Source organism: Pseudomonas sp. NPDC090592 (genome assembly GCF_044769185.1).
GTDB lineage: Bacteria > Pseudomonadota > Gammaproteobacteria > Pseudomonadales > Pseudomonadaceae > Aquipseudomonas.
Map to the genome: position 1 here is coordinate 23,823 of NZ_JBIVXJ010000023.1, position 23,955 is coordinate 47,777.

A 23,955-nucleotide genomic window follows, 5' to 3' on the forward strand; every position below is an offset into this window, starting at 1 on the left:
CGCTGTTGAGTTAACGCCATGAGCCACTTCGAAAGCATCCTCAAGAACACCAACCTGGCCCACCTGGACCCCGCCATCCGCACCACACTGTCAATGCCCTGCCAACGCGTGGCCTTTGTCCTGCGCGAACATTTCTCGATGATGGCCTTCACTGCCGCGATGGACAGCCTGGTCACCGCCAACCTGATGAGCGCCACGCCGTTGTTCCAGATTCAGGTGGTAGGCGAGGGCGAGCAGGTGATGAGCGACCTTGGCATCGCCTTGCCGGTCAATACCCAACTCACCGACCTTGATGTTCAAGGGCTGGACTGCCTGCTGGTATGTGGCGGCTTTCGGGTACGTCTGGAGACTGCGCCGCAACTGCGCGCCAAGCTGCGCCAGGCGGACCAGCACGGTAGCCAGCTGGGCGGTTTGTGGAACGGTGCCTACTTCCTTGCCGAAGCCGGCTTGCTCAACGACTACGACTGCGCCTTCCACCCCGATGGCCGGGCGATGATGAGCGAACTGTTCCCCAAGGTGCGCATCAGCCGCCAGGCGCATGTGCTGGACCGCCGCCGCATGAGCTGTGCCGGTGCCAGCAGCGCGCTGGACATGATGCTGGCCTTGCTTGAACACTGCGGCGGCGCGCCGCTGCGCCGGGCGGTCGAGCAGATGCTGGCCTGTGACCGCTCGCGGGTAATGAGCGATGCACCGGCCAGCGCACCGGAAATAGACCCCAGCCTGCCCAAGGGCGTGCGCCTGGCTCTGGAGCTGATGCACGCCAACATCGAAGACCCGATCGGCATCGATGAAATCGCCGAGCACGCGGGGTTGTCCCGTCGGCACCTGGAGCGCTTGTTCCGCCGTCATGTGCAGGCCACGCCGCCCCGGTATTACCTGGAGCTGCGCCTGACCCATGCACGGCAGTTGTTGCAGCACACCAGCAAGTCGCTGACCGAAGTGGCGGTGGCCAGCGGGTTTGTCAGCTTCCCGCATTTCTACCGGCGCTTTCGTGAGCTGTTTGCCATCGCCCCACGCCAGTTCCGGGCGCGGAGCCAGGGGTGGGCAGGGCGGCAGGATGTGGCGGTGCATTGAGTTGTTTGCTGCCTGTGCTGGCCTCTTCGCGGGCATGCCCGCTCCCACAGGGTTTTGCACCAGTATTGAGGGCGAAGGTAAACCTGTGGGAGCGGGCGTGCCCGCGAAAGGGTCGGTTCAGGTAAACACTGTTCGATAACCGAACGATGCGCGCTACTTGAATGTCCGCTATCCGCCCAACCAATCCCATCGCCGCATTGCCCAACCCCCGCCTTTTTGCTGTAGTGTGCCCATCCACCGGTTGTCGCCTGCCCCCGCGACCCGCAACCGGCCCGATAAAATGACCGTGACGACCGCAACCACAGCCCCACAAGGCCGTAGGAAGCGGCGACCAGAACAATAACGATACCGAGTGCCTTGCCTATGGAAAGCCGCCTGCTGAGCGAGCGCAGTAGCGTGTTTCACCACGCCGACCCTTATGCTGTGTCCGATTATGTGAACCAGCACGTAGGCCAGCATTGCATCGGTCTGTCCCGCACCACCCACCCCCAGGCCAGCCTCAGCCATCGCAAATTCGCCGAACTCGATCTGTGCCGCATCAGCTATGGCGGCAGCGTGCGCGTTACCTCGCCGGCGCTGGAAACCATCTACCACCTGCAAGTACTGCTCAACGGCAACTGCCTGTGGCGCGGGCACAAGCGCGAGCAGCACCTGGTGCCCGGCGAGCTGTTGCTGATCAACCCGGACGACCCGGTTGACCTGACGTACTCGGAAGACTGCGAAAAATTCATCCTCAAGGTGCCCACCCGGTTGCTGGATTCGATCTGCGACGAGCAACGTTGGCACCGGCCGGAAGGCGGCGTGCGGTTCTTGCGCAACCACTACCGCCTGGATGAACTGGACGGGTTCGTGAACCTGCTGGCCATGGTTTGCCACGAAGCGGAAGTGAGCGATTCGCTGCCGCGCGTGCAGGGGCACTACAGCCAGATTGTAGCCAGCAAGTTGCTGACCCTGATGAGCACCAATATCCGCCGCGAAAGCCTGGGCTCGCCGGGTGCGTGCCTTGAGCGGATTATCGACCACATCGACCGTAACCTGAAAGTTGAACTCACCGCCGAAGCACTGGCAGAGCAGGCGTGCATGAGCTTGCGTTCGTTGTATGCCTTGTTTGACCGGCACTTGCAGACCACGCCGAAGCACTATGTACGCCAGCGCAAGCTGGAGCAGGTGCATGCCTGCCTGAGCGATGCCAGTTGTTCGGTACGCAGCGTGACCGAGCTGGCCATGGACTATGGCTTCCTGCACCTGGGGCGGTTCTCCGAGGTGTATCGGCAGCAGTTTGGCGAACTACCGTCAGAAACCTTGCGCAAACGGCGCTGAACCACACCGGCCTCTTCGCGGGCGCGCCCGCTCCCACAGCAATTCCTGACCTTTGAGGGATACACAGTACCTGTGGGAGCGGGCGTGCCCGCGAAGAGGCCCTTGAACCTTTCACATCCACCTGCACAAAACGGATAGCACCCCGCACAAACCGGATATTCCCGCCCCATACCAATCCCTAACCTGACCTGGTCTGAACAATAACAATGGAGACCCTGGCCATGTCCCTGGGATTCGACTACCTCAATGCCATGCTCGAGGACGACCGTGAAAAGGGCATCTACCGCTGCAAGCGCGAGATGTTCACCGACCCACGCCTGTTCGACCTGGAGATGAAACACATCTTCGAGGGCAACTGGATCTACCTGGCTCACGAAAGCCAGATCCCCGAGAAAAACGACTTCCTCACCCTGACCATGGGGCGCCAGCCGATTTTCATCGCGCGCAACAAGGACGGTGAGCTCAATGCCTTCCTCAACGCCTGCAGCCACCGCGGCGCCATGCTGTGCCGGCACAAGCGCGGCAACCGCTCAAGCTATACCTGCCCGTTCCACGGCTGGACCTTCAACAACAGCGGCAAGCTGCTGAAAGTGAAAGACCCAAGCAACGCCGGCTACCCCGACAGCTTCAACTGCGATGGCTCCCACGACCTGACCAAAGTCGCACGCTTCGAGTCGTACCGTGGCTTCCTGTTCGGCAGCCTGAACGCCGACGTCAAGCCGTTGGTCGAGCACCTGGGCGAGTCGGCCAAGATCATCGACATGATCGTCGACCAGTCGCCAGAAGGCCTGGAAGTACTGCGCGGTGCCAGCTCGTACATCTACGAAGGCAACTGGAAACTCACCGCCGAAAACGGCGCCGATGGCTACCACGTCAGTTCCGTGCACTGGAACTACGCCGCCACCCAGAACCAGCGCAAACAGCGTGAGGCCGGTGACGAGATCAAGACCATGAGCGCCGGGTCCTGGGCCAAGCAGGGCGGTGGCTTCTATTCCTTCGACCACGGCCACCTGCTGCTGTGGACCCGCTGGGCCAACCCCGAAGACCGCCCGGCCTACGAGCGCCGTGACCAGCTGGCGGCCGACTTCGGCCAGGCCCGTGCCGACTGGATGATCGAGAACTCGCGCAACCTGTGCCTGTACCCGAACGTGTACCTGATGGACCAGTTCAGCTCGCAGATCCGCGTTGCCCGGCCGATTTCGGTAAACAAGACCGAGATCACCATCTACTGCATCGCGCCCAAAGGCGAGAGCGCCGATGCCCGCGCCAAGCGCATCCGCCAGTATGAAGACTTCTTCAACGTCAGCGGCATGGCCACCCCGGACGACCTGGAAGAGTTCCGCTCGTGCCAGACCGGCTACGGCGGTGGTACCGGCTGGAACGACATGTCCCGCGGTGCGAAGCACTGGGTCGAAGGGGCCGATGAGGCCGCCAGCGAAATCGAGCTCGCGCCGCTGCTGTCTGGCGTGCGCACCGAGGACGAAGGCCTGTTCGTGCTGCAGCACAAGTATTGGCAGGACACCATGATCCAGGCCCTCAAGGACGAACAGCAACTGATCCCTGTGGAGGCCGTGCAATGAGCCTGTATGAAACCGTGCGCGACTTTCTCTATCGCGAAGCGCGCTACCTGGACGATGCCCAGTGGGACCAGTGGCTGGAGCTGTACGCCAGCGACGCCAGCTTCTGGATGCCGAGCTGGGACGATGACGACACCCTCACCGAAGACCCACAAAGCGAAATCTCGCTGATCTGGTACGGCAACCGTGGCGGCCTGGAAGACCGCATATTCCGCATCAAGACCGAGCGCTCCAGTGCGACCGTGCCGGATACCCGCACCTCGCACAACATCAGCAACATCGAGATCGTCGAGCAGGGCGAGGGCAGCTGCCAGGTGCGCTTCAACTGGCACACGCTGAGCTTTCGCTACAAGACCACCGACAGTTACTTCGGCACCAGTTTCTACACCCTCGACCTGCGCGGCGAGCAGCCGCTGATCAAGGCCAAGAAGGTGGTGTTGAAGAACGACTACGTGCGCCAGGTCATCGACATCTACCACATCTGATCCAGGGTTTTGCGAGCATTGCCCGGTGCGTCCTGCGACGCGCCGTGGGCCGGCTCGCCCGCGAGGTGCAACATGAGCTACCAGATCGCACTGAATTTCGAAGACGGGGTTACCCGCTTCATTGAAGCCAGCGGCCATGAAACCGTGGCCGACGCAGCCTATCGCCAAGGCATCAACATCCCGCTGGACTGCCGCGATGGCGCCTGCGGCACCTGCAAGTGCAAGGCCGAATCCGGGCGTTACGACCTGGGTGACAACTTCATCGAAGACGCCCTGAACGAAGACGAAATTGCCGAAGGCTACGTACTGACCTGCCAGATGCGCGCCGAAAGCGACTGTGTCATCCGCATTCCGGCGTCGTCGCAGCTGTGCAAGACCGAACAGGCCAGCTTCGAGGCGGCCATCAGCGATGTTCGCCAGTTGTCCGCCAGCACCATTGCCCTGTCGATCAAGGGCGAAGCCCTCAGCCGCCTGGCCTTCCTGCCGGGGCAGTACGTCAACCTGAAGGTCCCGGGCAGCGAGCAGAGCCGTGCCTATTCGTTCAGTTCGTTGCAGAAGGACGGCGAAGTCAGCTTCCTGATCCGTAACGTGCCGGGCGGGCTGATGAGCAGCTTCCTGACCAACCTGGCAAAGGCCGGGGACAGCATGAGCCTGGCCGGGCCGCTGGGCAGCTTCTACCTGCGGCCGATTCAGCGCCCGCTGTTGCTGCTGGCTGGCGGTACCGGCCTGGCACCGTTCACCGCGATGCTGGAAAAGATCGCCGAGCAGGGCAGCGAGCACCCGTTGCACCTGATCTATGGCGTGACCAACGATTTCGACCTGGTTGAACTGGATCGCCTGCAAGCGCTGGCTGCGCGCATTCCCAACTTCACCTACAGCGCCTGCGTGGCCAACCCGGATAGCGCGTACCCGCAGAAGGGTTACGTGACCCAGCACATCGAGCCACGCCACCTCAACGACGGCGATGTGGACGTGTACCTGTGCGGGCCGCCGCCGATGGTCGAGGCGGTTAGCCAGTACGTGCGTGAACAGGGCATTACCCCGGCCAACTTCTACTACGAGAAGTTCGCGGCTGCGGCCTGACAGCCTCCTTTTATTCCCAGCATTACGCCGACCCTGTGGGAGCGGGCATGCCCGCGAAGAGGCCAGCAGGTTCAACAACTGTGTCTGGTCGGACGCATTCGCGGGCATGCCCGCTCCCACAGGAATTGTGGCGAACCGGAGAGATGGATATGAACAACAGATTCCAAGGCAAAGTCGCCCTGGTCACCGGTGCCGCACAAGGCATCGGCCGGGGCGTGTGCTGGCGGCTGAAGGCCGAAGGTGCGCAAGTGGTAGCGGTAGACCGCTCCGAACTGGTCCACGAACTGGCCGGCGAGGGCATGCTTACCCTCACCGCCGACCTGGAACAACACGCCGACTGCACCCGGGTCATGGCCAGCGCCGTGGAAACCTTCGGCCGCCTCGACATCCTGGTCAACAACGTCGGCGGCACCATCTGGGCCAAACCCTTCGAGCACTACGAAGTGGAGCAGATCGAAGCCGAAGTGCGCCGCTCGCTGTTCCCCACCCTGTGGTGCTGTCACGCAGCACTGCCGTACATGCTCGAACGCGGTAGCGGCGCCATCGTCAACGTATCGTCCATCGCTACCCGCGGCGTCAACCGTGTGCCTTATGGCGCGGCCAAGGGCGGAGTCAATGCACTGACTGCTTGCCTGGCGTTTGAAACCGCTGGCCGTGGCATCCGCGTCAACGCCACCGCGCCCGGCGGCACCGAAGCGCCACCGCGCCGGGTACCGCGCAACAGTGCCGAGCAGAGCGAGCAGGAAAAACACTGGTACCAGCAGATCGTCGACCAGACCCTCGACAGCAGCCTGATGCATCGCTACGGCAGCATCGATGAGCAGGTGGGCGCGATTCTGTTCCTTGCCTCGGACGATGCCTCGTACATCACTGGCGTGACCTTGCCGGTAGGGGGCGGCGACCTCGGCTGAGCAGCAACCTCAAGGCAACAGCTTTCACTCACAACAAAAACAAGAGCGACAGATGCCATGCGAACCCTTGACGTACACCCGATCATCGACAATGCGCGCTTTACCTCGTTCCACTGGATGGTCATGGCCTGGTGCGGCCTGCTGTTGATCTTCGACGGCTACGACCTGTTCATCTACGGCGTTGTCCTGCCGGTGATCATGAAAGAGTGGGGCCTGACCCCGTTGCAGGCCGGTGCGCTGGGCAGCTACGCGCTGTTCGGCATGATGTTCGGTGCCCTGGCGTTCGGCAGCCTGGCCGACCGTATCGGGCGCAAGAAGGGCATTGCCATCTGTTTCGCCTTGTTCTCGGGGGCGACCATCCTCAATGGCTTTGCCAGCAGCCCCAGCGAGTTCGGCATCTACCGCTTCATCGCCGGCCTGGGCTGCGGCGGGCTGATGCCCAACGCCGTGGCGCTGATGAACGAATATGCGCCCAAGCGCCTGCGCAGCACGCTGGTGGCGATCATGTTCAGTGGCTATTCACTGGGCGGCATGCTGTCGGCGGGGGTTGGCATCTTCATGCTGCCACGGTTTGGCTGGGAGTCGATGTTCTTCGCCGCGGCTGTACCCCTGCTGCTGCTGCCGGTGATTCTCTACTACCTGCCAGAATCCATCGGCTTCCTGGTGCGCCAGGGGCGTACGGATGAAGCGCGCACGCTGCTCAAGCGGCTGGACCCGGACTGCGACGTGCAGGCCGACGACGTGTTGCAGGCAGCGGACCGTAAAGCGAGTGGGGCGTCGGTACTGGCGTTGTTCCGCAATGGCCTGGCCATTCGTACCCTGGCGCTGTGGCTGGCGTTCTTCTGCTGCCTGCTGATGGTGTATGCGCTCAGCTCGTGGCTGCCAAAACTGATGGCCAATGCCGGTTACAGCCTGGGTTCGAGCCTGTCCTTCCTGCTGGCGTTGAACTTTGGCGGCATGGCCGGGGCTATTCTCGGCGGCTGGTTGGGCGACCGGTACAACCTGGTCAAGGTCAAGGTCGCGTTCTTCATCGCTGCTGCGTTGTCGATCAGCCTGCTGGGAGTCAACAGCCCCATGCCGGTACTGTACCTGCTGATCTTCATCGCCGGTGCTACCACCATCGGCACGCAGATCCTGCTGTATGCCGGCGCCGCCCAGTTGTACGGGCTGTCGGTGCGCTCCACCGGGCTTGGCTGGGCCTCGGGTATCGGCCGCAACGGCGCCATTGTCGGCCCCTTGCTGGGCGGGGCGCTGATGGGCATCAACCTGCCGCTGCAACTCAACTTCATCGCGTTCGCCATACCTGGCGCAATTGCTGCGCTGGCCATGGCGGTGCACCTGGCCAGCGGCCGTCGGCAAGCCCAGGCCGTGGCGGCGCAGGCCTGACCCGAAAACAACCAGAGCCGGGCACCCAGCCCGGCCGATGCCTTGCCAGAGGTGCCATGAAAACCCTGATCAAGGACAGCTCGCTGTCCGCCATCGTCGCCGGCTGCATTGCCACGATGATCTCTTACGCCGGCCCGCTGGTGATCATCTTCCACGCGGCCGAGGCCGCCGGCTTGTCCCACCAGCAGTTGTCATCCTGGGTCTGGGCCGTGTCCATGGGCAGTGCCGTGCTCGGCGCGCTGCTGAGCTTGCGCTACCGGGTGCCCGTGGTGATCGCCTGGTCGATTCCAGGTTCGGCGCTGCTGGTCAGCGCCTTGCCGCAGCTCGGCCTGGAGCAGGCCGTGGGGGCTTACCTGGTGGCCAATCTGGTGCTGCTGATGATCGGCATCAGCGGTGCCTTCGACCGCATCATCGCGCGCTTGCCGGGGTCCATCGCTGCCGGCATGCAGGCCGGCATCCTGTTCAGTTTCGGTATTGAAGTGTTTCGCGCGCTGCCCGTGCAGCCGCTGCTGGTACTGGCGATGTTCGTTACCTACGTGCTGATGCGCCGGCTACAGCCACGCTATGCAGTGGCGGCCGTGCTGTGCGTGGGCACGCTGGTGACCGTCGCCAGCGGTGCGTTGCGCAGCGAGGCGCTGGTGCTCGAACTGGCTTCACCGCAGTGGGTTACCCCGCAGTTCAGCCTGTCGGCGGTGTTCAGCCTGGCGCTGCCGATGGTGCTGGTGGCGCTGACCGGGCAATTCATGCCGGGTATGGCGGTGCTGCGTAATGCTGGCTACCCCACGCCAGCGAGCCCGCTGATCAGTGCCAGCGCCCTGGCCGGTGCGGTTTTGGCGCCGTTTGGCTGCCACGGGCTGAACCTGGCGGCCGTCACCGCCAGCCTGTGCACGGGCCCTGAGGCCCACGAAAACCCACGGCGGCGCTATGTGGCGGCAGTGGCTGGCAGCGCGCTGTACCTGCTGCTGGGGGTTGCCGGTGCCACGTTGATGTCGCTGTTCGCGGCGTTTCCGGCCGCGCTTGTCGCTGCCCTGGCCGGGCTGGCCCTGTATGGCGCCATCAGCGAAGCCCTGGCGCGCAGCCTGGCTGAACCGGCCGAGCGTGATGCAGGCCTGTTCACCTTCCTGGTCACCGCTTCGGGGGTGGCCTTCCTGGGCCTGTCGGCGGCGTTCTGGGGGCTGGTGTTCGGCCTGCTGGCCCATGCGCTGCTCAGGCAGCGCCAGCCAAGTGCCCGGGAGGTGCTGCGCCGTACCCCATGAGCTGTCGTGTTGCCAACGCTTTACCCATAAAAACAAGATCAAGAGAGCTTCGGAATGAACCACACCCCTTGCGTCGCCCTGGGGCTGACCTTGCTCAGCCAACCTTTACTGGCCGCCGAAGGTGGCTTCTTCGAGGATTCGAAGGCTACCCTGAGTGCCCGCAACTATTACTTCAGCCGCGACTTCTCCGACATTGTCGGGGCCAACAGGCAGTCCAAGGCCGAGGAGTGGGCCCAGGGTTTCATCCTCGACTTCAAGAGCGGCTACACACCGGGTACGGTCGGCTTTGGTGTCGATGCCCTGGGCCTGCTGGGTATCAAGCTGGACAGCAGCCCCGACCGCGCCAATACGGGCCTGCTGCCGGTGCATGGCGACGGCCGGGCTGCCGATGAGTACAGCCGCCTGGCGCCCACCTTCAAGGCCCGCCTGTCGAAGACCGAACTGCGCGTCGGAGAGCTGCAACCGAACCTGCCGGTGCTGACCTTCAGCGACATCCGCCTGCTGCCGCCGACCTATCAGGGCACGAGCCTGAGCTCGTCGGAAATCGACGGCCTGACCGTACAGGCTGGGCATTTGAAAAGTACACACCTGCGCAACGAAGGCGGCGACGGCAAGATGAACGCCATGCTCGGCCATGTGCCGATGCGTCAGGCTGAAAGCGATGCCTTCAACTACGTGGGCGGGGACTATGCGTTCAATGCCAACCAGAGCAGCGTCAGCCTGTGGTATGGGCAGCTGGAGGATATCTACGAGCAGGGCTTTGTCGGCTTCAAGCACAGCAAACCAGTGGGTGACTGGGTGCTCAGCGCAAACCTGGGGTATTTCACCGCCCGGGAGGACGGCGATGCGCTGTTGGGCAATATCGACAACCAGGCGTTCTTCTCGATGTTCACTGCGCGCCATGGCGGGCACAGCTTCCATGTCGGCTACCAGGGCATCTATGGCGACAGCCCGTTCCCTCGGGTGTTCGCCAACATCTCGCCGCTGGGCAACGAGGTGCCGACTTATGAGTTCGCCTACACCGACGAGCGTTCGTACCAGGTGCGTTACGACTACAACTTTGCCGCCATGGGCGTACCAGGGCTGACGGCGACGGTGCGCTACATAACCGGTAACAATGTCGATACCGGGCTGGGCTATGAAGGCCGTGATCGCGAGCGTGACCTGGACATTGGCTATGCCGTGCAGAGCGGGGTGCTGAAGGGGCTGGGGATTCGGGTACGTAATGCGATGGCGAGGTCCAACTACCGCAGCGACATCGACGAGAACCGTTTGACGCTGGTATACACCTGGCAGCTGTTCTGACGCCTGCACGGCAATTGCACATCAGGGCCGTATGAAGGTAGCTTCCGGAAACCACATTTTCAGGAATGCCACCCTTGGACTCGATCACTCAGGCCGTACTCGGCGCAGCCCTGCAAGGTACCGTGCTTGGTCGCATTCAGGGCCGTCGCGCCTTGTTGTATGGCGCGGCACTGGGCACGCTGCCCGACCTGGATGTGATCATCCGCTACGCCGACCCGGTGTCGCAGATGACTTACCACCGCGGCTTCTCCCACTCGCTGTTCGTGCTCACCGGGCTGGCCCTGCTGCTGGCCTGGTTGGTCAACAAATGCTGGCCTGGCAAGGGTTACACCTTGCCGAGGCTGTTCATGGCGTTCTGGCTGGTACTGGTTACCCACCCTTTGCTCGATGCTTTCACGGTGTATGGCACGCAGTTGTTCTGGCCTTTGCAGGGCATTCCACAAAGCTGGGCAGCGGTGTTCATCATCGACCCGGTCTACACCTTGCCGCTGCTGGCAGCGGTTGCCTACACGAGCCTCAAGGGCGTGACCGGCAGGGCTACGCGGCTGCTGACCCTGGCCTTGGCGTTCAGCACCTGCTACCTGGGTTTCGGGCTGGCCGGGCGCATGGCGGCGGAGCAACGGTTCCAGGCGGCGCTCGACCAGCAAGGGATCGTCGCCAGCGAGGTCCGCGCGGTGCCGCTCGCGTTCAACAGCCTGGTCTGGCGGGTATTGGCCAAGACCCCGGATGGCGATTACTACGAAGGCATCAGCAGCGGGCTTGACCGGCAGGCGCCAGAGATGCAGCGCTTGCCGCGTAACCTGGAGTTGGCGAAGGCGCTGGAAGGTGACCCTTTGCACCAGCGCCTGCGCTGGTTTACCGATGACTGGCTGCGCTACGACCAGGTGGGCGATGCGCTGGTGGTCACCGACCTGCGCATGGGCATCCCGGGCAACTACACCTTCCGTTTCAACATGGCCCACCGTGACAGCCAGGGGCACTGGATTGTCGATGTGCCTTCCATGTTCAAAGGCGCAGGGCCCGGCTCGATGTTCAGTGGCGCTGACCTTGTGCTGATCTGGCGGCGCATCATCGAACAGCAACCACCTTTGCCGCTGGCCGTGTGGACCGAACGCTACCTTGGGGCAGGCCCCATCGAGCGCGGGCGTTGAGGCATGCGCTCGGCGGGGCTGGACCTGGTCAAGTGGACGGCGATGTTGACCATGGTTGCCGACCACTTGCGCTTCCTGTGGCCTGAAGCTGATGGCCTGTTCGTGCTTGGCCGGTTGGCGTTTCCACTGTTCTGCCTGGCGATTGCAGTCAATGTGGGGCGCGCCAGGGCCGGGGTGCTGTATACCCGGGGTAACGTGCGCTACCTGGGGCTGATGCTGCTTTTCACGCTGCTGTCGGAGCCTGCATATCGTTGGCTGGACAGTGGCGCGCAGACTTTCAGCGTGATGCCGACGCTGGTGCTGGGGTTGGTAGTTGCCTGGGCAGTGCATCATCCTTTGCTATCGGCGCGTGTGCTGGGGCTTGCAGGCCTGCTGGTCGGCTGGGGGTTCAGCGAGCAGTTGATGTACGGCTTGCCAGGCGTATTGCTGCCGGCGGCGTGGTTGATGGCGCGCCGCCAGCGTGGGCTTGCCTGGCTGCTGCCCTGCCTGTTGGCCATGGGCGGGAATTTGACCAACAGCTGGTTGCGCGAGCATCTGTTGGCACCGTTCACCGTGCTGACACTGGTTGCTGCCGGCCTGGCGATTCCGGTCGGGTTGCTGCTGTTGCGGCATGATGATTGGCAGGTGCCGCCGGTGAGGCGCTGGGGCTACCTGTTCTATCCGGTGCATTTGCTGGTGATCAAGGTGCTGTCCTGATGCAGTAACTGGGGCCGCGTTGCGGCCCTTCGCGGGCTCGCCCGCTCCCACAGGTACAGCACCAGCCTTGAATTCAATGCAAACCCAGTGGGAGCGGGCGAGCCCGCGAAGGGCTGCAAAGCAGCCCCAGCTTGAATTTGAAGAGTCCATACCCATTTACAGCGGTTTACCCGCTTCAGGATCTACCCATGGAACCCAACCGCTTCGGCGACATCGCCGCCTTCGTCAGCGCCGCGAAGGCCGGTAGCTTCACCGCTGCCGCTGCCAGCCTGGGCCTGACCCGTTCGGCGGTTGGCAAGAGCATCGCCCGCCTGGAAGCACGCATGGCCGTGCGCCTGCTCAACCGCACCACGCGCAAGCTGAGCCTGACCGACGAAGGCCTGGTGGCATTCGAGCGCTGGCGGCAGATTCTGGATGACCTCGACGAGGTCGAAAGCACCATGGCCCAGCGCCGGGGCAAACCCACCGGCACCCTGCGCCTGACTGCGCCGCTGTCACTGGGCCAGCGCCATGTGCTGCCCATCCTCGACCAGTACCTCAAGCAATGGCCCGAATTGCGCGCAGACATCCGCTTCACCGACCGCTTCGTCGACCTGGTCGAGGAGGGCGTCGACGTTGCCGTGCGCATCGGTGCACCCAAAGAGGATTCACAGCTGCTGACCCGCACCGTGGCCTGGCAGCAGTTCGTTACCTGTGCTTCACCCGCGTACCTCGAGGCGCGTGGCGTGCCGCAGGTGCCAGGTGACCTCTACGGCCACGACAAAATCGCCTTCCTCGCCGGCGAGAAGGCCATGCCCTGGCGCTTTCACAGCGAAGCCGGCCTGCACCTGTGCGAAGACCCCGGGCGGCTGAACATCGACAGTTCCGAGGCCATGCTTGACGGTGCCCGGGCCGGTTTCGGGCTGATCCACCTGCCCACCTACATCACCGGTGATGACCTGCGCGCCGGCACCCTGGTGGAAGTGCTGCAAGCCTACCGGCCACCGGCAGACCCGATTCGCATCGTTTACCCAAGCAAACGCCACCTGTCCCCACGGGTGCGTGGGTTCATCGACTTGCTGGTGGACAGTTGGGAATCGGGCGTGCCTTGGGAATCCTGATTGGGGACTGTCAGGCCCCTATGCCGGGCCTGAAACCGGGTTTATCACTGGCGGCGCAGCAGGGAAACTGGCAGCCACTGGTAAACCCTCTGGAGACCCCATGACTGCTCTGTCTGTTCTGGATCTGGTCATGATCGGTGAAGGCAAAACCTTCGCCGACGCGATCGAAGAATCCCGCCAACTCGCCCGCCATGTCGAGCAACAGCACTACAGCCGCTACTGGATTGCCGAGCACCACGACATGCCGGGCATCGGCTCGGCGGCTACCTCGCTGGTCATCAACGAAGTCGCCAACGCCACCCGGCATATCCGCGTGGGTGCCGGCGGCATCATGCTGCCCAACCACGCACCGCTGGTGGTTGCCGAGCAATTTGGCACCCTCGACACGTTGCACCCGGGCCGCATCGACCTGGGCCTGGGGCGCGCACCAGGTACCTCCGGGCCCACTGTGCGTGCGCTGCGCGGCGCCGCGCCGGAGCGTGACTTCAGCCAGGACATCGCCGAACTGCGCGATTACCTGGCCGACAATGGCAACCGCCGGGTGCGGGGCGTGCCGGGCGCACACGATGTACCGCTGTGGATCCTCGGTTCCAGCCTGTTCGGCGCCGACCTGGCAGCGAAGCTGGGGCTGCCCTATGCCTTTGCCTCGCACTTCGCCCCACGTTTCCTGCTGCAGGCGATTGCCCATTACCGCGCCAACTTCCAGCCTTCGGCACAATTGGCCAAGCCGTATGTGATGGTTGGCATGAACCTGTTCGCCGCCGCCAGCGATGCCGAGGCGGATTACCTGGCCAGTTCCCATCGCAAGTGGATGCTGGACCTGCATGTCGGGCGTTTCGGCTTGTTGCCAAAGCCGCAGGAAGGTTATGTGGACAACCTGCCAGCGCATGAGCGGGCAGTGCTTGAGCAAGTAATGGCCTGCACGGTGGCGGGTGGGCCGCACCGGGTCAGGGAAGGCCTGCGCTCGTTGATCGAGCAAACAGGGGCGGATGAGCTGATGATCGACTGCCGCATCCATGACTCGCTGGCGCGGCAGCGGTCGCATGCCTATGCGGCGCAGGCCTTGGCTGAGCTGGGTTAACGCTACCGGCCTCTTCGCGGCTGAAGCCGCTCCCACAAGTATTGCGCTTGCTTAGAGGTAAGCACTGCCCCTGTGGGAGCGGCGGGGCGGCGGTCCGATTCACCCGCGAAGGGGTGGTACAGGCATAAAAAAACGGGAGCCCTCATGAGCTCCCGTTTTTGCATCAAGCGCGCTTCAGGAACGGATAATCCGTATACCCCTCAGGCCCATTGGCATAGTCGAACTGCGCCCGGTGCTCGTTCAACGGCGCCTGCAACCGCAGCCGCTCCACCAGGTCCGGGTTGGCAATGAAGCTGCGCCCGAACGCCACGGCGTCGATCAGCCCACGCCCGATCAGGTCTTCGCCTTTCTCGGCGGTGTAAGCCCCTGCTGCGATGATCACACCCGGATAAGCGGCGCGGATCGCCTCGCGGAATTCATCACGTAGCGGCTTGCCACCGGCCCAGTCCGGCTCGGACAGGTGCAGGTAAGCCAGGTTGCGCTTGGCCAGTTCGCGGATCAGGTACAGGCCGGCAGCTTCCTGGTCCTCGCCATTATCCACGCCGTTGAAGCCGCCTAGCGGGAATACACGGATACCCACGCGTTCGGCACTCCAGTTGGCAATCGCCGCATCCACAGCCTCAAGCACGATGCGCGCCCGGTTCTCGATGCTGCCGCCGTAGCGGTCTTCACGCACGTTGGCGCTCGGGGTCAGGAACTGGTGCAGCAAGTAGCCGTGGGCAGCGTGCAGCTCGATGAAGTCGAAGCCGGCTTCACGGGCGTTGACGGCTGCCTGGCCGAAGTCGGCAACGATACCGGCGATTTCCGCCTCGCTCAGTGCACGTGGGGTGGAGGTTTCTACGCGTACCAGGTTGCCGCCCTCGTCACGCAGGGTAGTGCGGGCACCCGCTGGCAGTGCCGAGGGCGCAACCGGTGCTTCCCCACCAGGTTGCAAGGTGGTGTGAGAAACCCGACCGGTGTGCCACACCTGCACGGCGCTGTGGCCACCTTCGGCGTGGATGCCTTGGTTGATGTGCTTCCAGGCGGCGATCTGCTCGGGGCTGTGAATGCCGGGCGAGCCGGAATAACCCTTGGCCTGGAACGAGATCTGGGTCGCTTCGGTGATGATCAGGCCAGCGCTGGCCCGTTGGCGGTAGTACTCGGCCATCATGGTCGTCGGCACGTCGCCCGGCTCCAGGCTGCGCAGGCGGGTGAGGGGGGCCATGAACACGCGGTTGGGCAGGGTTAGCGGACCGACTTGCAGGGGTTGGAAGAGTTTCATTGCAGCTCCAGAGGTGGAAAACCAATGGTGCGCACGATACCGACATGATTGGGGAAAGGGGGGACCGGGAGCCCGGCGTTCGGCTCCCCAATGGTGCTTTCCTGTGCCGGCACCTTCGCGGGCTTGCCCGCTCCCACAGGTACAGCACAAGCCCTGAGTCAGTAGAGATCCTGTGGGAGCGGGCAAGCCCGCGAAAGGGCCAGCTCAGCAAACCCTTAGCTGCGGGCCACTCGCCCACTCACATAATGCGCCACATCATTGAACCCAGGTGTCGACGCATGCCCCGGTGTCACCAGGGAGTCGATGAAAGCCTCATCCTCCGTAGTGATCTGCACCGCCAATGCGCCGCCATAGGTGTCCCACTGCTCCTCGGTCCGCGGCCCAACAATCGCCGAAGTGACCAGCTGGTTGTTCAGCACCCAGGCAATGGCAAATTCGACGATTCCCACCCCCTTGGCCTCGACATAGGCCTGGATCTGCCGGGCGATGGCCAACGACTCCTGGCGCCATTCCACCTCCATGATGCGCTTGTCCTGGCGCCCGGCGCGGCTGCCGGCATCGGGCACGGCCCCCGGCGCATACTTGCCACTGAGCACGCCACGGGCCAGTGGGCTGAAGGGCACCACGCCAAGCCCGTGTGCGGCGGCAGCAGTGAGCTGCTCCGGCTCGGCCTGGCGGTTGACGATGTTGTACAACGGCTGGCTTACCACCGGCCTGGGCACGCCCAGGCGCTCGGCAATGTGGCACACCTCGGCAATGCGCCAGCCGCGGAAGTTGGACACGCCCCAGTAACGGATCTTGCCTTGGCGCAGCAGGTCGCCAATGGCCTGCACGGTCTCCTCCAGCGGCACTTTGTGGTCTTCGCGGTGAAGGTAGTAGATGTCCAGATAGTCCATGCCCATGCGTGTCAGCGTGGCTTCCAGGGCATTGAAGACATGCTTGCGCGACAACCCGCTGCGGTTGGGCAGGCCATCGGCCGGGCCAAAGCCGACCTTGCTGGCGACGACCCAGTCATGACGATGGCGGGCCACCGCTTCCCCGACGATTTCTTCCGACCGCCCGGCGTTGTAAACGTCGGCCGTGTCGATGAAGTTGATGCCCTGGTCCCAGGCTTTGTCGATGATGCGCAGGGCGTCTTCGGTGCTGGTCTGCTCGCCAAACATCATGCTGCCCAGGGTGAGGGCGGAAACCTGCAGGCCACTGTGGCCGAGGGGGCGGTAGATCATGCGCGTGTCCTTTTGCAGTCGGCTGATCTACCTGTTTTACACACAACCGGGGCGCATTGAAAGGCGCCCCGCAAATGGGCTCAACTGGCCCGTACAGTACCCAGCGCAGCAGCCCGCGTCACACGCAAGGCCACCAGGCTACCCAGCACGATCAGCGCCGCCAGCGAATACAACGCGGCGTCAGTCGAGCCGGTCTGGTCCTTGATGAACCCGACCAGGTACGGGCTGAGGAAGCCGGCCATCTGGCCTACCGAGTTGATGATCGCAAGGCCCGCGACAGCAGCACCGGCACTAAGCAGTGCGGTGGGCATCGGCCAGAACATCGGCAGGCCGGTGAGGGCGCCCATGGTGGCAATCGACAGGCCGAGAATGGCGATGGTCGGGTTGCCGGCAAAGTTGACCGCGATCAGCAGACCGATGGCGCCCATCAGCATCGGCACTACAAGGTGCCAGCGGCGCTCGTTGCGCAGGTCGGCCGAGCGGCCGCAGAGAATCATGAACACACCGGCCAGCAGGTACGGAATGGCGCTGAGCCAGCCGATCAGCAGCGGGTTGTCGAAGCCCATGTTCTTGATGATCGACGGCAGCCAGAAGTTGATCGCATACACACCGCTCTGGATGCAGAAGTAGACGAAGCCGAAGGTCCAGATCAGCGGGTTGGTCAACACGGCGAGTACACCATCGCCGGCGGTGGTCGGCTTGCTCGCAGCGTCGGCCTCCAGGTCGGCGGCGATCAACTGGCGTTCAGCCGGGTTGAGCCAGGCCGCCTTCTGGTAGCCATCGCTCAGCAGGAACACCGCCAGTATACCCAGGGCAACTGTCGGCAGGCCCTGGATCAGGAACATCCATTGCCAGCCGGCCAGGCCATGCTGCCCGGCGGCGAAGTGCTGGAGGATCCAGCCGGAGAACGGCCCGCCAAGCAGGCCCGATACCGGGATCGCCGACATGAACAGGGCCATGATGCGCCCGCGACGGGCGGCCGGGAACCAGCGCGAAAGGTACAGCACCACACCCGGGAAAAAGCCGGCTTCGGCGGCGCCGGTCAGCAGGCGCAGGGTGTAGAACTCGGTAGGAGTGGTGACGAACAGCAGGCAGGTGGACAAACTGCCCCAGGCGATCATCATCAGCGCGATCCAGCGACGCGGGCCAAAGCGGTTGAGCGCCAGGTTGCTCGGCAGGCCGCAAAGTACGTAGCCAATGAAGAAGATGCCGGCACCCAGGCCGTACACCGTTTCGCTGAATTTGAGGGCGTCGAGCATCTGTAGCTTGGCAAAGCCGACGTTGACGCGGTCCAGGTAGTTGAACAGGTAGCAGATGAAAATGAACGGAATCAGCCGCAGTGTAATGCGCCGGTAGAGCGCGTTGCGGGTGGTGTCCGTGCCTTGGTCAAGGGCGGGGCTGTGTGCCATGATCGGGTTCTCTTTTGTTATGGTTGTCTCCGCGTCGCCTGTGCCGGCGCTCGCCCTGACGAGTCTCGGGGACTGCGGCGTGCCTGTCTTTGTGCTTTTGCACAGTGCCTGGGCCGGGCTGCTGTGCTCGGGCCCAATAGCCTAACACCCTAAGGACCCTGCAATGTTCGAACTCGACCATGACCTGGCACAGGATATCGTTGACCGGGCAATGGCCATTCTGCCGTGCAACGTCAACGTCATGGACAGCCAGGGGTTGATCCTGGGCAGCGGCGAGCCGGAACGCATCAATACCCGGCACGAGGGCGCGCAACTGGTACTGGCCAACGGGCGCATTGTCGAACTGGACGTGGACGCGGCCAAATGCCTGAAGGGCGTGCAGCCCGGGGTCAACCTGCCACTGATGCTCGATGGCCGGCTGATGGGCGTGCTTGGCCTGACTGGTGACCCGCAGCAGGTGCGTACGTATGGCGAACTGGTACGCATGACCGCCGAGATGCTGCTGGCCCAGCGCCATTTGCAGGCTGACCAGCAATGGCGACGGCAACGTTGTGATGACCTGCTGGCCCTGTTGCTGGGTGGCAGCGGTGATTCCCCCCGCCTGCTTGATGAAGCCCGGCAACTGGGCCTCAAGCCGCAGCTGCCGCGTGTACCGTGCCTGTTCGAACTGGCCTCGGGGCCAGCGGCCGAGGCACTGTCAACGTGGTTGATGAGCCGCTACCCGGACAGCTGGTGTGTCAGCCCGGCCCGCCAGTCGTTGCTGTGGTGCCGCCCGGCCAGTGTGGCGCTGGACGAGCCACGCCTGCTGGAACGCCTGCATCGTCACGGCTGGCAAGTGGAGCGGCTGGCCCTGGGCAGTGCCGCACAAAGCCTTGAACAGTTGCGCCGTGGCTACCGCCGGGTTCGTGACTTGCTGGCCTATGGGCGCGAGGTGTTGCCTGGCGAACGTTTGCTCAGCCTGCAGCGCTACCGGCTGCCAGCGCTGCTGTGGCGCCACCGCAACGATGACGCACTGGATGAGCTGCTGGAGCCACTGCAACGCATTCGTGCCAAGGACAACAGCGGCCAGTTGCTCACCACCTTGCGTGCGTGGTGTGCCCATGACGGCCAGAGCCAGGCGTGTGCCGATGCCTTGGGCATCCACCGTAACAGCCTGCGCTACCGGCTGGAGCGGATTGCCGAACTGGGCGAGGTCGACCCGCTGCGTATGGAAGGCATGCTTAGCTTGTACCTGGGGTTGCAGCTGTTGCCTGCAGACTGAAGCGCTCCCTGTTGCGGCCCTATCGCCGGCAAGCCAGCTCCCACAGGATGAATGCTGCCCTCAGGCCTGTGTTGTACCTGTGGGAGCTGGCTTGCCGGCGATAGGGCCGCAACAGGCGAAAGGCATCTGCCCAAACAACCCACTCGGGGTTTTGTGCATTTGACCGAGGCTCCCTTGGCAAACAACTGTCAGCATGCCGCTCATCAGGACAGGAGAATTCCCATGAAGATCGTCATTGCCCCCGACTCGTTCAAGGACAGCCTCGACGCTGCGGGTGTCGCTCGCGCCATCGCTGCGGGCCTGGGCGAGGCGTGGCCGGACGCGGAGCTGGTCGAGTGCCCGATGGCCGACGGTGGCGAAGGCACCATGGAGGCAATCCTGGCCGCCAGCCACGGCGAACTGCGCCGCCAGACCGTGCGTGGGCCGTTGGGGCATAGCGTCGAGGCCGGCTGGGGCTGGTTGCCGCAAAGTCGCACGGCAATCATCGAAATGGCCCAGGCCAGCGGCCTGCAACTGGTACCGGCAGGCCAGCGCGACGCCTGCCGCAGCAGCACCTGGGGAACCGGCGAACTGATTGCCGCTGCCCTGGCCGCCGGCGCGCAGCGGGTAGTGCTGGCCATTGGCGGCAGTGCCACCAACGATGCTGGCAGCGGCATGTTGCGGGCACTGGGCCTGCGCCTGCTGGACGCTGACGGGCAAGCGCTGGAAGAGGGTGGCCTGGCCCTGTCCAGGCTGGCCCACATCGACGCCAGCAACCTCGACCCGCGGCTTGCCGAAGTACAGTTCGAAGTGGCAGCTGACGTCGACAACCCGCTGTGCGGGGCTAACGGCGCATCGGCAATCTTCGGCCCACAGAAGGGGGCCAACCCGCAGCAGGTGCAGGCGCTGGACCAGGCGCTGGGGCGGTTTGCCGACCATTGTGCGCAACTGCTGGGTGAGGATGTGCGCAACTACCCGGGTAGCGGTGCTGCCGGTGGAATGGGCTTTGCCGCCCGGGCATTCATGGGCGCGCAGTTCCGCCCCGGCGTGGAAGTGGTGGCGGAACTCGCCGGCCTGGATGCCTTGGTGCAGGGCGCAGGCCTGGTGGTGACCGGCGAAGGGCGCTTCGATGCCCAGACACTGCGGGGCAAGACGCCGATGGGCGTGGCCCGGGTTGCCAAACGCCATGGGGTACCGGTGGTGGTGCTGGCCGGGACCTTGGGTGAGGGTTACCAGCAACTGTACGCGCATGGGGTGGACGCCGCCTTTGCACTGGCCAGCGGGCCGATGAGCCTGGAGCAGGCGTGCGCCGATGCTGCCGAGCTGCTGCAGGCCCGGGCGTGTGACATTGGTCGGTTATGGCGCAGTGCGAAGCAGGTCCCGGCAGGTTGATCGCCGAGCACTGTCAATCATGGGCCAGTTCAAACATGGCGATGAAATTGGCCAATGCCGGGGAAGCATTCTGGGCGCTCCATTTCATGTACAAGCCGATGCCAGGCACCGGTTGTTCATCCAGCGGCCGGATCGCGCAGAACTGCACCCGTTGGTGCGGGGCGGAAGCGGCAAACGAAGCCGGCACCAGGGCCACGCCAAAACCACAGGCCACCAGGCCCAGCAAGGTATGGATCTGCGCGGCTTCCTGGACCACGTTGGGGTAGAAACCGGCCGACTCGCACAATGCAATCAATTGCGCGTGGTAGCCACCACCCAATGCTTGCGGGGTGAAGACGAAGTCCTCATTGGCAAAGTCGCGCAGGTCGACTTCGCCCTGCGCGCCTTTCGCATGCCCGGCAGGCAGGGCCATGACAATCGGCTCATCAAGCAGCCGTCGGGACTCAAGCGTGCCAGCTGGCAGCGGCAACCTGCGCATGAAGCCGATATCCGCCTCACCGGCCAGCAACGCCTTGGCCTGCGTGGCCGACGGCATTTCGCGAATACTCAACTGCACGTTGGGGTAAGTCTCGCGAAAGCGCCGCAGGCTGTTGAGCAGTGAGTCGTAGTAGGCGATGGAAATCGCCGTGATGGTCAGCTTGCCGCTGACACCAGCAGACACGCTGCGTGCGTACTCGATGCCCTTTTCCAGCTCGGCCAACGTACGGTAAGCCGTTTCGAGAAAGGCCGAGCCCGCCTCTGTCAGCCGCACACCGCGCTTGTTGCGCAGGAACAAGCTGAAGCCGAGCTTTTCCTCAAGGCGGTTGATGGCCTGGCTAAGGGGCGGTTGCGCCATGTGCAGGCGCTCGGCGGCCTTGTGAAAGTGCAGCTCTTCGGCCACGGCAATGAACTGCCGGAGCAAACGTGTCTCGATCATCCAGCATTCCTTAAGCACGGCAATCGCCGGTGATATCCATGAGATATCAAAGTTGCATGCTTTTAATATTAAGTCATTGAAATTTTTGTTGTTATCGTAAAAAGGAGAATTGAAGGTAGCCTGAAATGCCCGTTACAGACCCATTCCACACCAACGTTGCGGCCACCGCTGGTGCCGCACAGGGCCTGGGCTTGCCTTATGCCGCAACGCTGACCGAACGCTGGAGTTGCCTGAAGGCATGCAGCTACGTGCCCGTCAAAGTCGCCAGCACGCGGGCCGATCTGGGTGAGAGCCTGGTCTGGGATGAACGCAGCAGCGTGCTGTACTTTGTCGATATCTCTGGCGGGCGCATCAACTGCCTGACGCCTGGCGGCGAACTGCAGACCCTCTACGAGTCCGCTGCGCGGATCGGCGCCTTGGCCTTGACCAACCAGGGCAACCTGATTTTCACCGAGGATGCCAGCGTGGGCGTATTCGACACGCAGGCACGCAAGGTACGCCAGCACTCGGCATCAGTGCACCCCCGGGCAACCTACCGCTTCAATGACGGCGCCTGCGACCCTCAAGGCCGCTTCGTCACCGGGTTGATGGACGAAGCCCCAAGCGGCAATAGCGGCGCGCTGTTCCGCTTTGACGGGCAGTTGAGCGACCAGGTGATCCATGACGACCTGGCGCTACCCACCGGCATTGCCTGGTCGCAGGATGGGCAAACGGTGTACTTCGTGGATTCGGCAGCTCGCTCGATCTACCGTGCCGAGTACCTGCTGGAGGGCCGCCTTGGTGCGGTCACGCTGTTCGCCGAAACCCCCGCCGAACTCGGGCGCCCGGATGGCCTGGCACTGGATCGCGAGGGCGGGCTGTGGGTATGCCAGTACAACGGCAGCTGTCTGTTACGCTTTGACCGCCACGGCCGACTGACAGATCAGGTGCTGATGCCGGTACCCAGCCCCACCAGCTGCTGTTTTGGCGGGGCCGGGATGAACACCTTGTACATCAGCACCGCGCGCTTCGGCATGAGTGCTGAAGACCTGCACCACTACCCGGATGCCGGCGACCTGTATGCCATACGCCCGGAATTTGGCGGTGTCGCGCGGCACTGTTTCAAGGAATGAGCAGCGGGGCCTGGCTGGCGGGCAACACCGCCAACTCGCCAAAACGCTGAGCCGAGTCGATATAGCGCAAGGCCGACTTGGCATCTTTCCAGCCCACATAGCTCATCAGTGACTTCAGTTCCCAGCCGTTGGCCGTGGCCCAGGTGGCGAACCCGCGACGCAGCGAATGACCGGTATACAGGGCTGCCGGCACACTGGCGCGCTCCAGCATGCGCCGCAGCAGGCCGACCAGGCTGTTGCTGTTCAGTGCCGCATCACCGAGGTTGCCCCAACGGTCGAGTTTGCGGAACACCGGCCCGTGGGCAATACCGGCAACTTCGAGCCATTGCAGGTAGGCAGTGACCGGGCACAGGGCCTTGAGAGCAGGGGTGCGGTGTTGCACCCCCAGGGCTTCACGGTCGCCCTTGCTGCGCGGCAGGAACAAGGTAATGCCAACACCGGCTTCAGCCTGGATATGCTCGACGCGCAGGCGCGCCAGTTCATCACCGCGAAAACCACGCCAGAACCCCAGCAACAACAGCGCACAGTCGCGCCGGGCCCGGCGCAGCGCGGCCAGGTCATGGTGTTCACGGGCCTGGCGGGCTTCTTCTTCAAAACAGGCCACGGCGGTTTGCAGGTGTTGCAGCAGCAGCGGAGCAGCCTGTTTGGGCGGCGTCGGGTGCAGGGTACGGATACCCCGTAGCACCTGGCGCACCAGCGGCGCTTTGGTCGGGTCAGGGAAGCCTTGGGCGACGTGCCATTGGCTGAGCGCAGCGAGCCGCTGGCGCAAGGTGCTGACTGCGTGTTGATCAGCGTGGTCGGCCAGGTAGCGGGCAATACTTTCGGCAGTGGCCGGGAGAAACCCGCCCCAGTGGGTTTCGAAGTGCTCGATGGCGGCCTGGTAACTGCGCCGGGTGTTGTCACGGGTGGCGGCGCGTAGGTAGCGCTCGATATCGGTCATGGTGCGGGTGTCGGTGGGTGATGGCCACACGATA

21 protein-coding genes are annotated in these 23,955 nt (G+C 63.8%); 16 read left to right on the forward strand and 5 right to left on the reverse strand.

The features are described 5' to 3' along the window. Nucleotides 1–18 precede the first annotated feature (18 nt). The 13 genes from ACIQUI_RS19760 (at nucleotide 19) to ACIQUI_RS19820 (ending at nucleotide 14,425) form a co-directional block, all read left to right on the forward strand. A complete protein-coding gene (locus ACIQUI_RS19760) occupies nucleotides 19–1,074 on the forward strand; it encodes a GlxA family transcriptional regulator (RefSeq protein ID WP_403201842.1) in 1,056 nt (351 codons plus the stop codon). 363 nt (nucleotides 1,075–1,437) lie between these two features. After that, the gene (locus ACIQUI_RS19765) at nucleotides 1,438–2,394 is read left to right on the forward strand and encodes an AraC family transcriptional regulator (RefSeq protein ID WP_403201844.1); all 957 of its coding nucleotides are present in this window, start codon (nucleotides 1,438–1,440) and stop codon (nucleotides 2,392–2,394) included. Nucleotides 2,395–2,615: 221 nt separating this feature from the next. Beyond that, nucleotides 2,616–3,974, forward strand: coding sequence for a benzoate 1,2-dioxygenase large subunit (gene benA, locus ACIQUI_RS19770; RefSeq protein ID WP_403201847.1), 1,359 nt, complete (start codon nucleotides 2,616–2,618; stop codon nucleotides 3,972–3,974). Further along, a complete protein-coding gene (gene benB, locus ACIQUI_RS19775) occupies nucleotides 3,971–4,456 on the forward strand; it encodes a benzoate 1,2-dioxygenase small subunit (RefSeq protein WP_403201849.1) in 486 nt (161 codons plus the stop codon). Before benA ends, benB begins: the two co-directional genes overlap by 4 nt. Nucleotides 4,457–4,528: 72 nt before the next feature. After that, on the forward strand, nucleotides 4,529–5,539 hold the full coding sequence (gene benC / locus ACIQUI_RS19780) for a benzoate 1,2-dioxygenase electron transfer component BenC (protein ID WP_403201851.1): 1,011 nt from the start codon (nucleotides 4,529–4,531) through the stop codon (nucleotides 5,537–5,539). 149 nt (nucleotides 5,540–5,688) lie between these two features. Further along, on the forward strand, nucleotides 5,689–6,450 hold the full coding sequence (locus ACIQUI_RS19785; protein ID WP_403201853.1) for a 1,6-dihydroxycyclohexa-2,4-diene-1-carboxylate dehydrogenase: 762 nt from the start codon (nucleotides 5,689–5,691) through the stop codon (nucleotides 6,448–6,450). A 57-nt stretch (nucleotides 6,451–6,507) separates the two neighbouring features. Beyond that, a complete protein-coding gene (locus ACIQUI_RS19790; RefSeq protein WP_403201855.1) occupies nucleotides 6,508–7,836 on the forward strand; it encodes an MFS transporter in 1,329 nt (442 codons plus the stop codon). A 56-nt stretch (nucleotides 7,837–7,892) separates the two neighbouring features. Then, nucleotides 7,893–9,092, forward strand: coding sequence for a benzoate/H(+) symporter BenE family transporter (locus tag ACIQUI_RS19795; RefSeq protein ID WP_403201857.1), 1,200 nt, complete (start codon nucleotides 7,893–7,895; stop codon nucleotides 9,090–9,092). Between the two features lie 54 nt (nucleotides 9,093–9,146). After that, entirely contained in the window at nucleotides 9,147–10,397 is a 1,251-nt protein-coding gene (locus ACIQUI_RS19800; protein WP_403201860.1) for an OprD family porin, read from the forward strand. Between the two features lie 74 nt (nucleotides 10,398–10,471). Beyond that, nucleotides 10,472–11,548, forward strand: coding sequence for a metal-dependent hydrolase (locus ACIQUI_RS19805; protein WP_403201862.1), 1,077 nt, complete (start codon nucleotides 10,472–10,474; stop codon nucleotides 11,546–11,548). Between the two features lie 3 nt (nucleotides 11,549–11,551). Continuing rightward, complete coding sequence (locus tag ACIQUI_RS19810) at nucleotides 11,552–12,244, forward strand: TraX family protein (RefSeq protein WP_403201865.1); 693 nt, start codon at nucleotides 11,552–11,554, stop codon at nucleotides 12,242–12,244. A gap of 188 nt (nucleotides 12,245–12,432) precedes the next feature. Beyond that, nucleotides 12,433–13,344, forward strand: a complete 912-nt coding sequence (locus ACIQUI_RS19815; protein WP_403201867.1) for a LysR substrate-binding domain-containing protein — start codon at nucleotides 12,433–12,435, stop codon at nucleotides 13,342–13,344. Between the two features lie 100 nt (nucleotides 13,345–13,444). Next, the gene (locus tag ACIQUI_RS19820; RefSeq protein ID WP_403201870.1) at nucleotides 13,445–14,425 is read left to right on the forward strand and encodes an LLM class flavin-dependent oxidoreductase; all 981 of its coding nucleotides are present in this window, start codon (nucleotides 13,445–13,447) and stop codon (nucleotides 14,423–14,425) included. A gap of 163 nt (nucleotides 14,426–14,588) precedes the next feature. On the opposite strand, the gene ACIQUI_RS19825 is transcribed toward ACIQUI_RS19820, so the two are convergent. The 3 genes from ACIQUI_RS19825 to ACIQUI_RS19835 form a co-directional block, all read right to left on the reverse strand. Continuing rightward, nucleotides 14,589–15,686 (reverse strand): alkene reductase, encoded by a 1,098-nt coding sequence (locus ACIQUI_RS19825; RefSeq protein WP_403201873.1) that lies wholly within the window; start codon nucleotides 15,684–15,686, stop codon nucleotides 14,589–14,591. A gap of 215 nt (nucleotides 15,687–15,901) precedes the next feature. After that, the gene (locus ACIQUI_RS19830) at nucleotides 15,902–16,912 is read right to left on the reverse strand and encodes an aldo/keto reductase (RefSeq protein WP_403201875.1); all 1,011 of its coding nucleotides are present in this window, start codon (nucleotides 16,910–16,912) and stop codon (nucleotides 15,902–15,904) included. A gap of 80 nt (nucleotides 16,913–16,992) precedes the next feature. Further along, nucleotides 16,993–18,321 (reverse strand): MFS transporter, encoded by a 1,329-nt coding sequence (locus ACIQUI_RS19835; RefSeq protein WP_403201877.1) that lies wholly within the window; start codon nucleotides 18,319–18,321, stop codon nucleotides 16,993–16,995. Between the two features lie 163 nt (nucleotides 18,322–18,484). Between ACIQUI_RS19835 and ACIQUI_RS19840 the strand changes: the two genes are divergently transcribed. Together ACIQUI_RS19840 and ACIQUI_RS19845 are read left to right on the forward strand one after the other, a co-directional pair. Continuing rightward, on the forward strand, nucleotides 18,485–19,582 hold the full coding sequence (locus ACIQUI_RS19840) for a sugar diacid recognition domain-containing protein (RefSeq protein ID WP_403201879.1): 1,098 nt from the start codon (nucleotides 18,485–18,487) through the stop codon (nucleotides 19,580–19,582). A gap of 222 nt (nucleotides 19,583–19,804) precedes the next feature. After that, the gene (locus ACIQUI_RS19845) at nucleotides 19,805–20,953 is read left to right on the forward strand and encodes a glycerate kinase (protein WP_403201882.1); all 1,149 of its coding nucleotides are present in this window, start codon (nucleotides 19,805–19,807) and stop codon (nucleotides 20,951–20,953) included. Between the two features lie 13 nt (nucleotides 20,954–20,966). Here the strand turns inward: ACIQUI_RS19845 and ACIQUI_RS19850 are convergent, their stop codons facing one another. Then, nucleotides 20,967–21,869 carry a LysR substrate-binding domain-containing protein gene (locus tag ACIQUI_RS19850; protein WP_403201884.1) on the reverse strand — a complete coding sequence of 301 codons (903 nt, stop codon included), beginning with the start codon at nucleotides 21,867–21,869 and terminating at the stop codon, nucleotides 20,967–20,969. A 125-nt stretch (nucleotides 21,870–21,994) separates the two neighbouring features. Here ACIQUI_RS19850 and ACIQUI_RS19855 point away from each other — a divergent pair, with 125 nt between their 5' ends. Then, nucleotides 21,995–22,981 (forward strand): SMP-30/gluconolactonase/LRE family protein, encoded by a 987-nt coding sequence (locus ACIQUI_RS19855; protein WP_403201887.1) that lies wholly within the window; start codon nucleotides 21,995–21,997, stop codon nucleotides 22,979–22,981. Here the strand turns inward: ACIQUI_RS19855 and ACIQUI_RS19860 are convergent. Then, nucleotides 22,971–23,921 (reverse strand): site-specific integrase, encoded by a 951-nt coding sequence (locus tag ACIQUI_RS19860; RefSeq protein ID WP_403201889.1) that lies wholly within the window; start codon nucleotides 23,919–23,921, stop codon nucleotides 22,971–22,973. The two genes, ACIQUI_RS19855 and ACIQUI_RS19860, sit on opposite strands and share 11 nt — an antisense overlap. Nucleotides 23,922–23,955: the final 34 nt, after the last annotated feature.

Bases quoted from the DNA above. Each gene is read 5' to 3' on its own strand.
- benA (WP_403201847.1), top strand. From the start codon at position 2,616: ATGTCCCTGGGATTCGACTACCTCAATGCCATGCTCGAGGACGACCGT.
- ACIQUI_RS19850 (WP_403201884.1), bottom strand. From the start codon at position 21,869: ATGATCGAGACACGTTTGCTCCGGCAGTTCATTGCCGTGGCCGAAGAG.
- ACIQUI_RS19815 (WP_403201867.1), top strand. From the start codon at position 12,433: ATGGAACCCAACCGCTTCGGCGACATCGCCGCCTTCGTCAGCGCCGCG.
- ACIQUI_RS19830 (WP_403201875.1), bottom strand. From the start codon at position 16,912: ATGATCTACCGCCCCCTCGGCCACAGTGGCCTGCAGGTTTCCGCCCTC.
- ACIQUI_RS19835 (WP_403201877.1), bottom strand. From the start codon at position 18,321: ATGGCACACAGCCCCGCCCTTGACCAAGGCACGGACACCACCCGCAAC.
- ACIQUI_RS19795 (WP_403201857.1), top strand. From the start codon at position 7,893: ATGAAAACCCTGATCAAGGACAGCTCGCTGTCCGCCATCGTCGCCGGC.
- ACIQUI_RS19825 (WP_403201873.1), bottom strand. From the start codon at position 15,686: ATGAAACTCTTCCAACCCCTGCAAGTCGGTCCGCTAACCCTGCCCAAC.
- ACIQUI_RS19760 (WP_403201842.1), top strand. From the start codon at position 19: ATGAGCCACTTCGAAAGCATCCTCAAGAACACCAACCTGGCCCACCTG.
- benC (WP_403201851.1), top strand. From the start codon at position 4,529: ATGAGCTACCAGATCGCACTGAATTTCGAAGACGGGGTTACCCGCTTC.
- ACIQUI_RS19810 (WP_403201865.1), top strand. From the start codon at position 11,552: ATGCGCTCGGCGGGGCTGGACCTGGTCAAGTGGACGGCGATGTTGACC.
- ACIQUI_RS19860 (WP_403201889.1), bottom strand. From the start codon at position 23,921: ATGACCGATATCGAGCGCTACCTACGCGCCGCCACCCGTGACAACACC.
- ACIQUI_RS19840 (WP_403201879.1), top strand. From the start codon at position 18,485: ATGTTCGAACTCGACCATGACCTGGCACAGGATATCGTTGACCGGGCA.
- benB (WP_403201849.1), top strand. From the start codon at position 3,971: ATGAGCCTGTATGAAACCGTGCGCGACTTTCTCTATCGCGAAGCGCGC.
- ACIQUI_RS19785 (WP_403201853.1), top strand. From the start codon at position 5,689: ATGAACAACAGATTCCAAGGCAAAGTCGCCCTGGTCACCGGTGCCGCA.
- ACIQUI_RS19800 (WP_403201860.1), top strand. From the start codon at position 9,147: ATGAACCACACCCCTTGCGTCGCCCTGGGGCTGACCTTGCTCAGCCAA.
- ACIQUI_RS19765 (WP_403201844.1), top strand. From the start codon at position 1,438: ATGGAAAGCCGCCTGCTGAGCGAGCGCAGTAGCGTGTTTCACCACGCC.
- ACIQUI_RS19845 (WP_403201882.1), top strand. From the start codon at position 19,805: ATGAAGATCGTCATTGCCCCCGACTCGTTCAAGGACAGCCTCGACGCT.
- ACIQUI_RS19820 (WP_403201870.1), top strand. From the start codon at position 13,445: ATGACTGCTCTGTCTGTTCTGGATCTGGTCATGATCGGTGAAGGCAAA.
- ACIQUI_RS19855 (WP_403201887.1), top strand. From the start codon at position 21,995: ATGCCCGTTACAGACCCATTCCACACCAACGTTGCGGCCACCGCTGGT.
- ACIQUI_RS19790 (WP_403201855.1), top strand. From the start codon at position 6,508: ATGCGAACCCTTGACGTACACCCGATCATCGACAATGCGCGCTTTACC.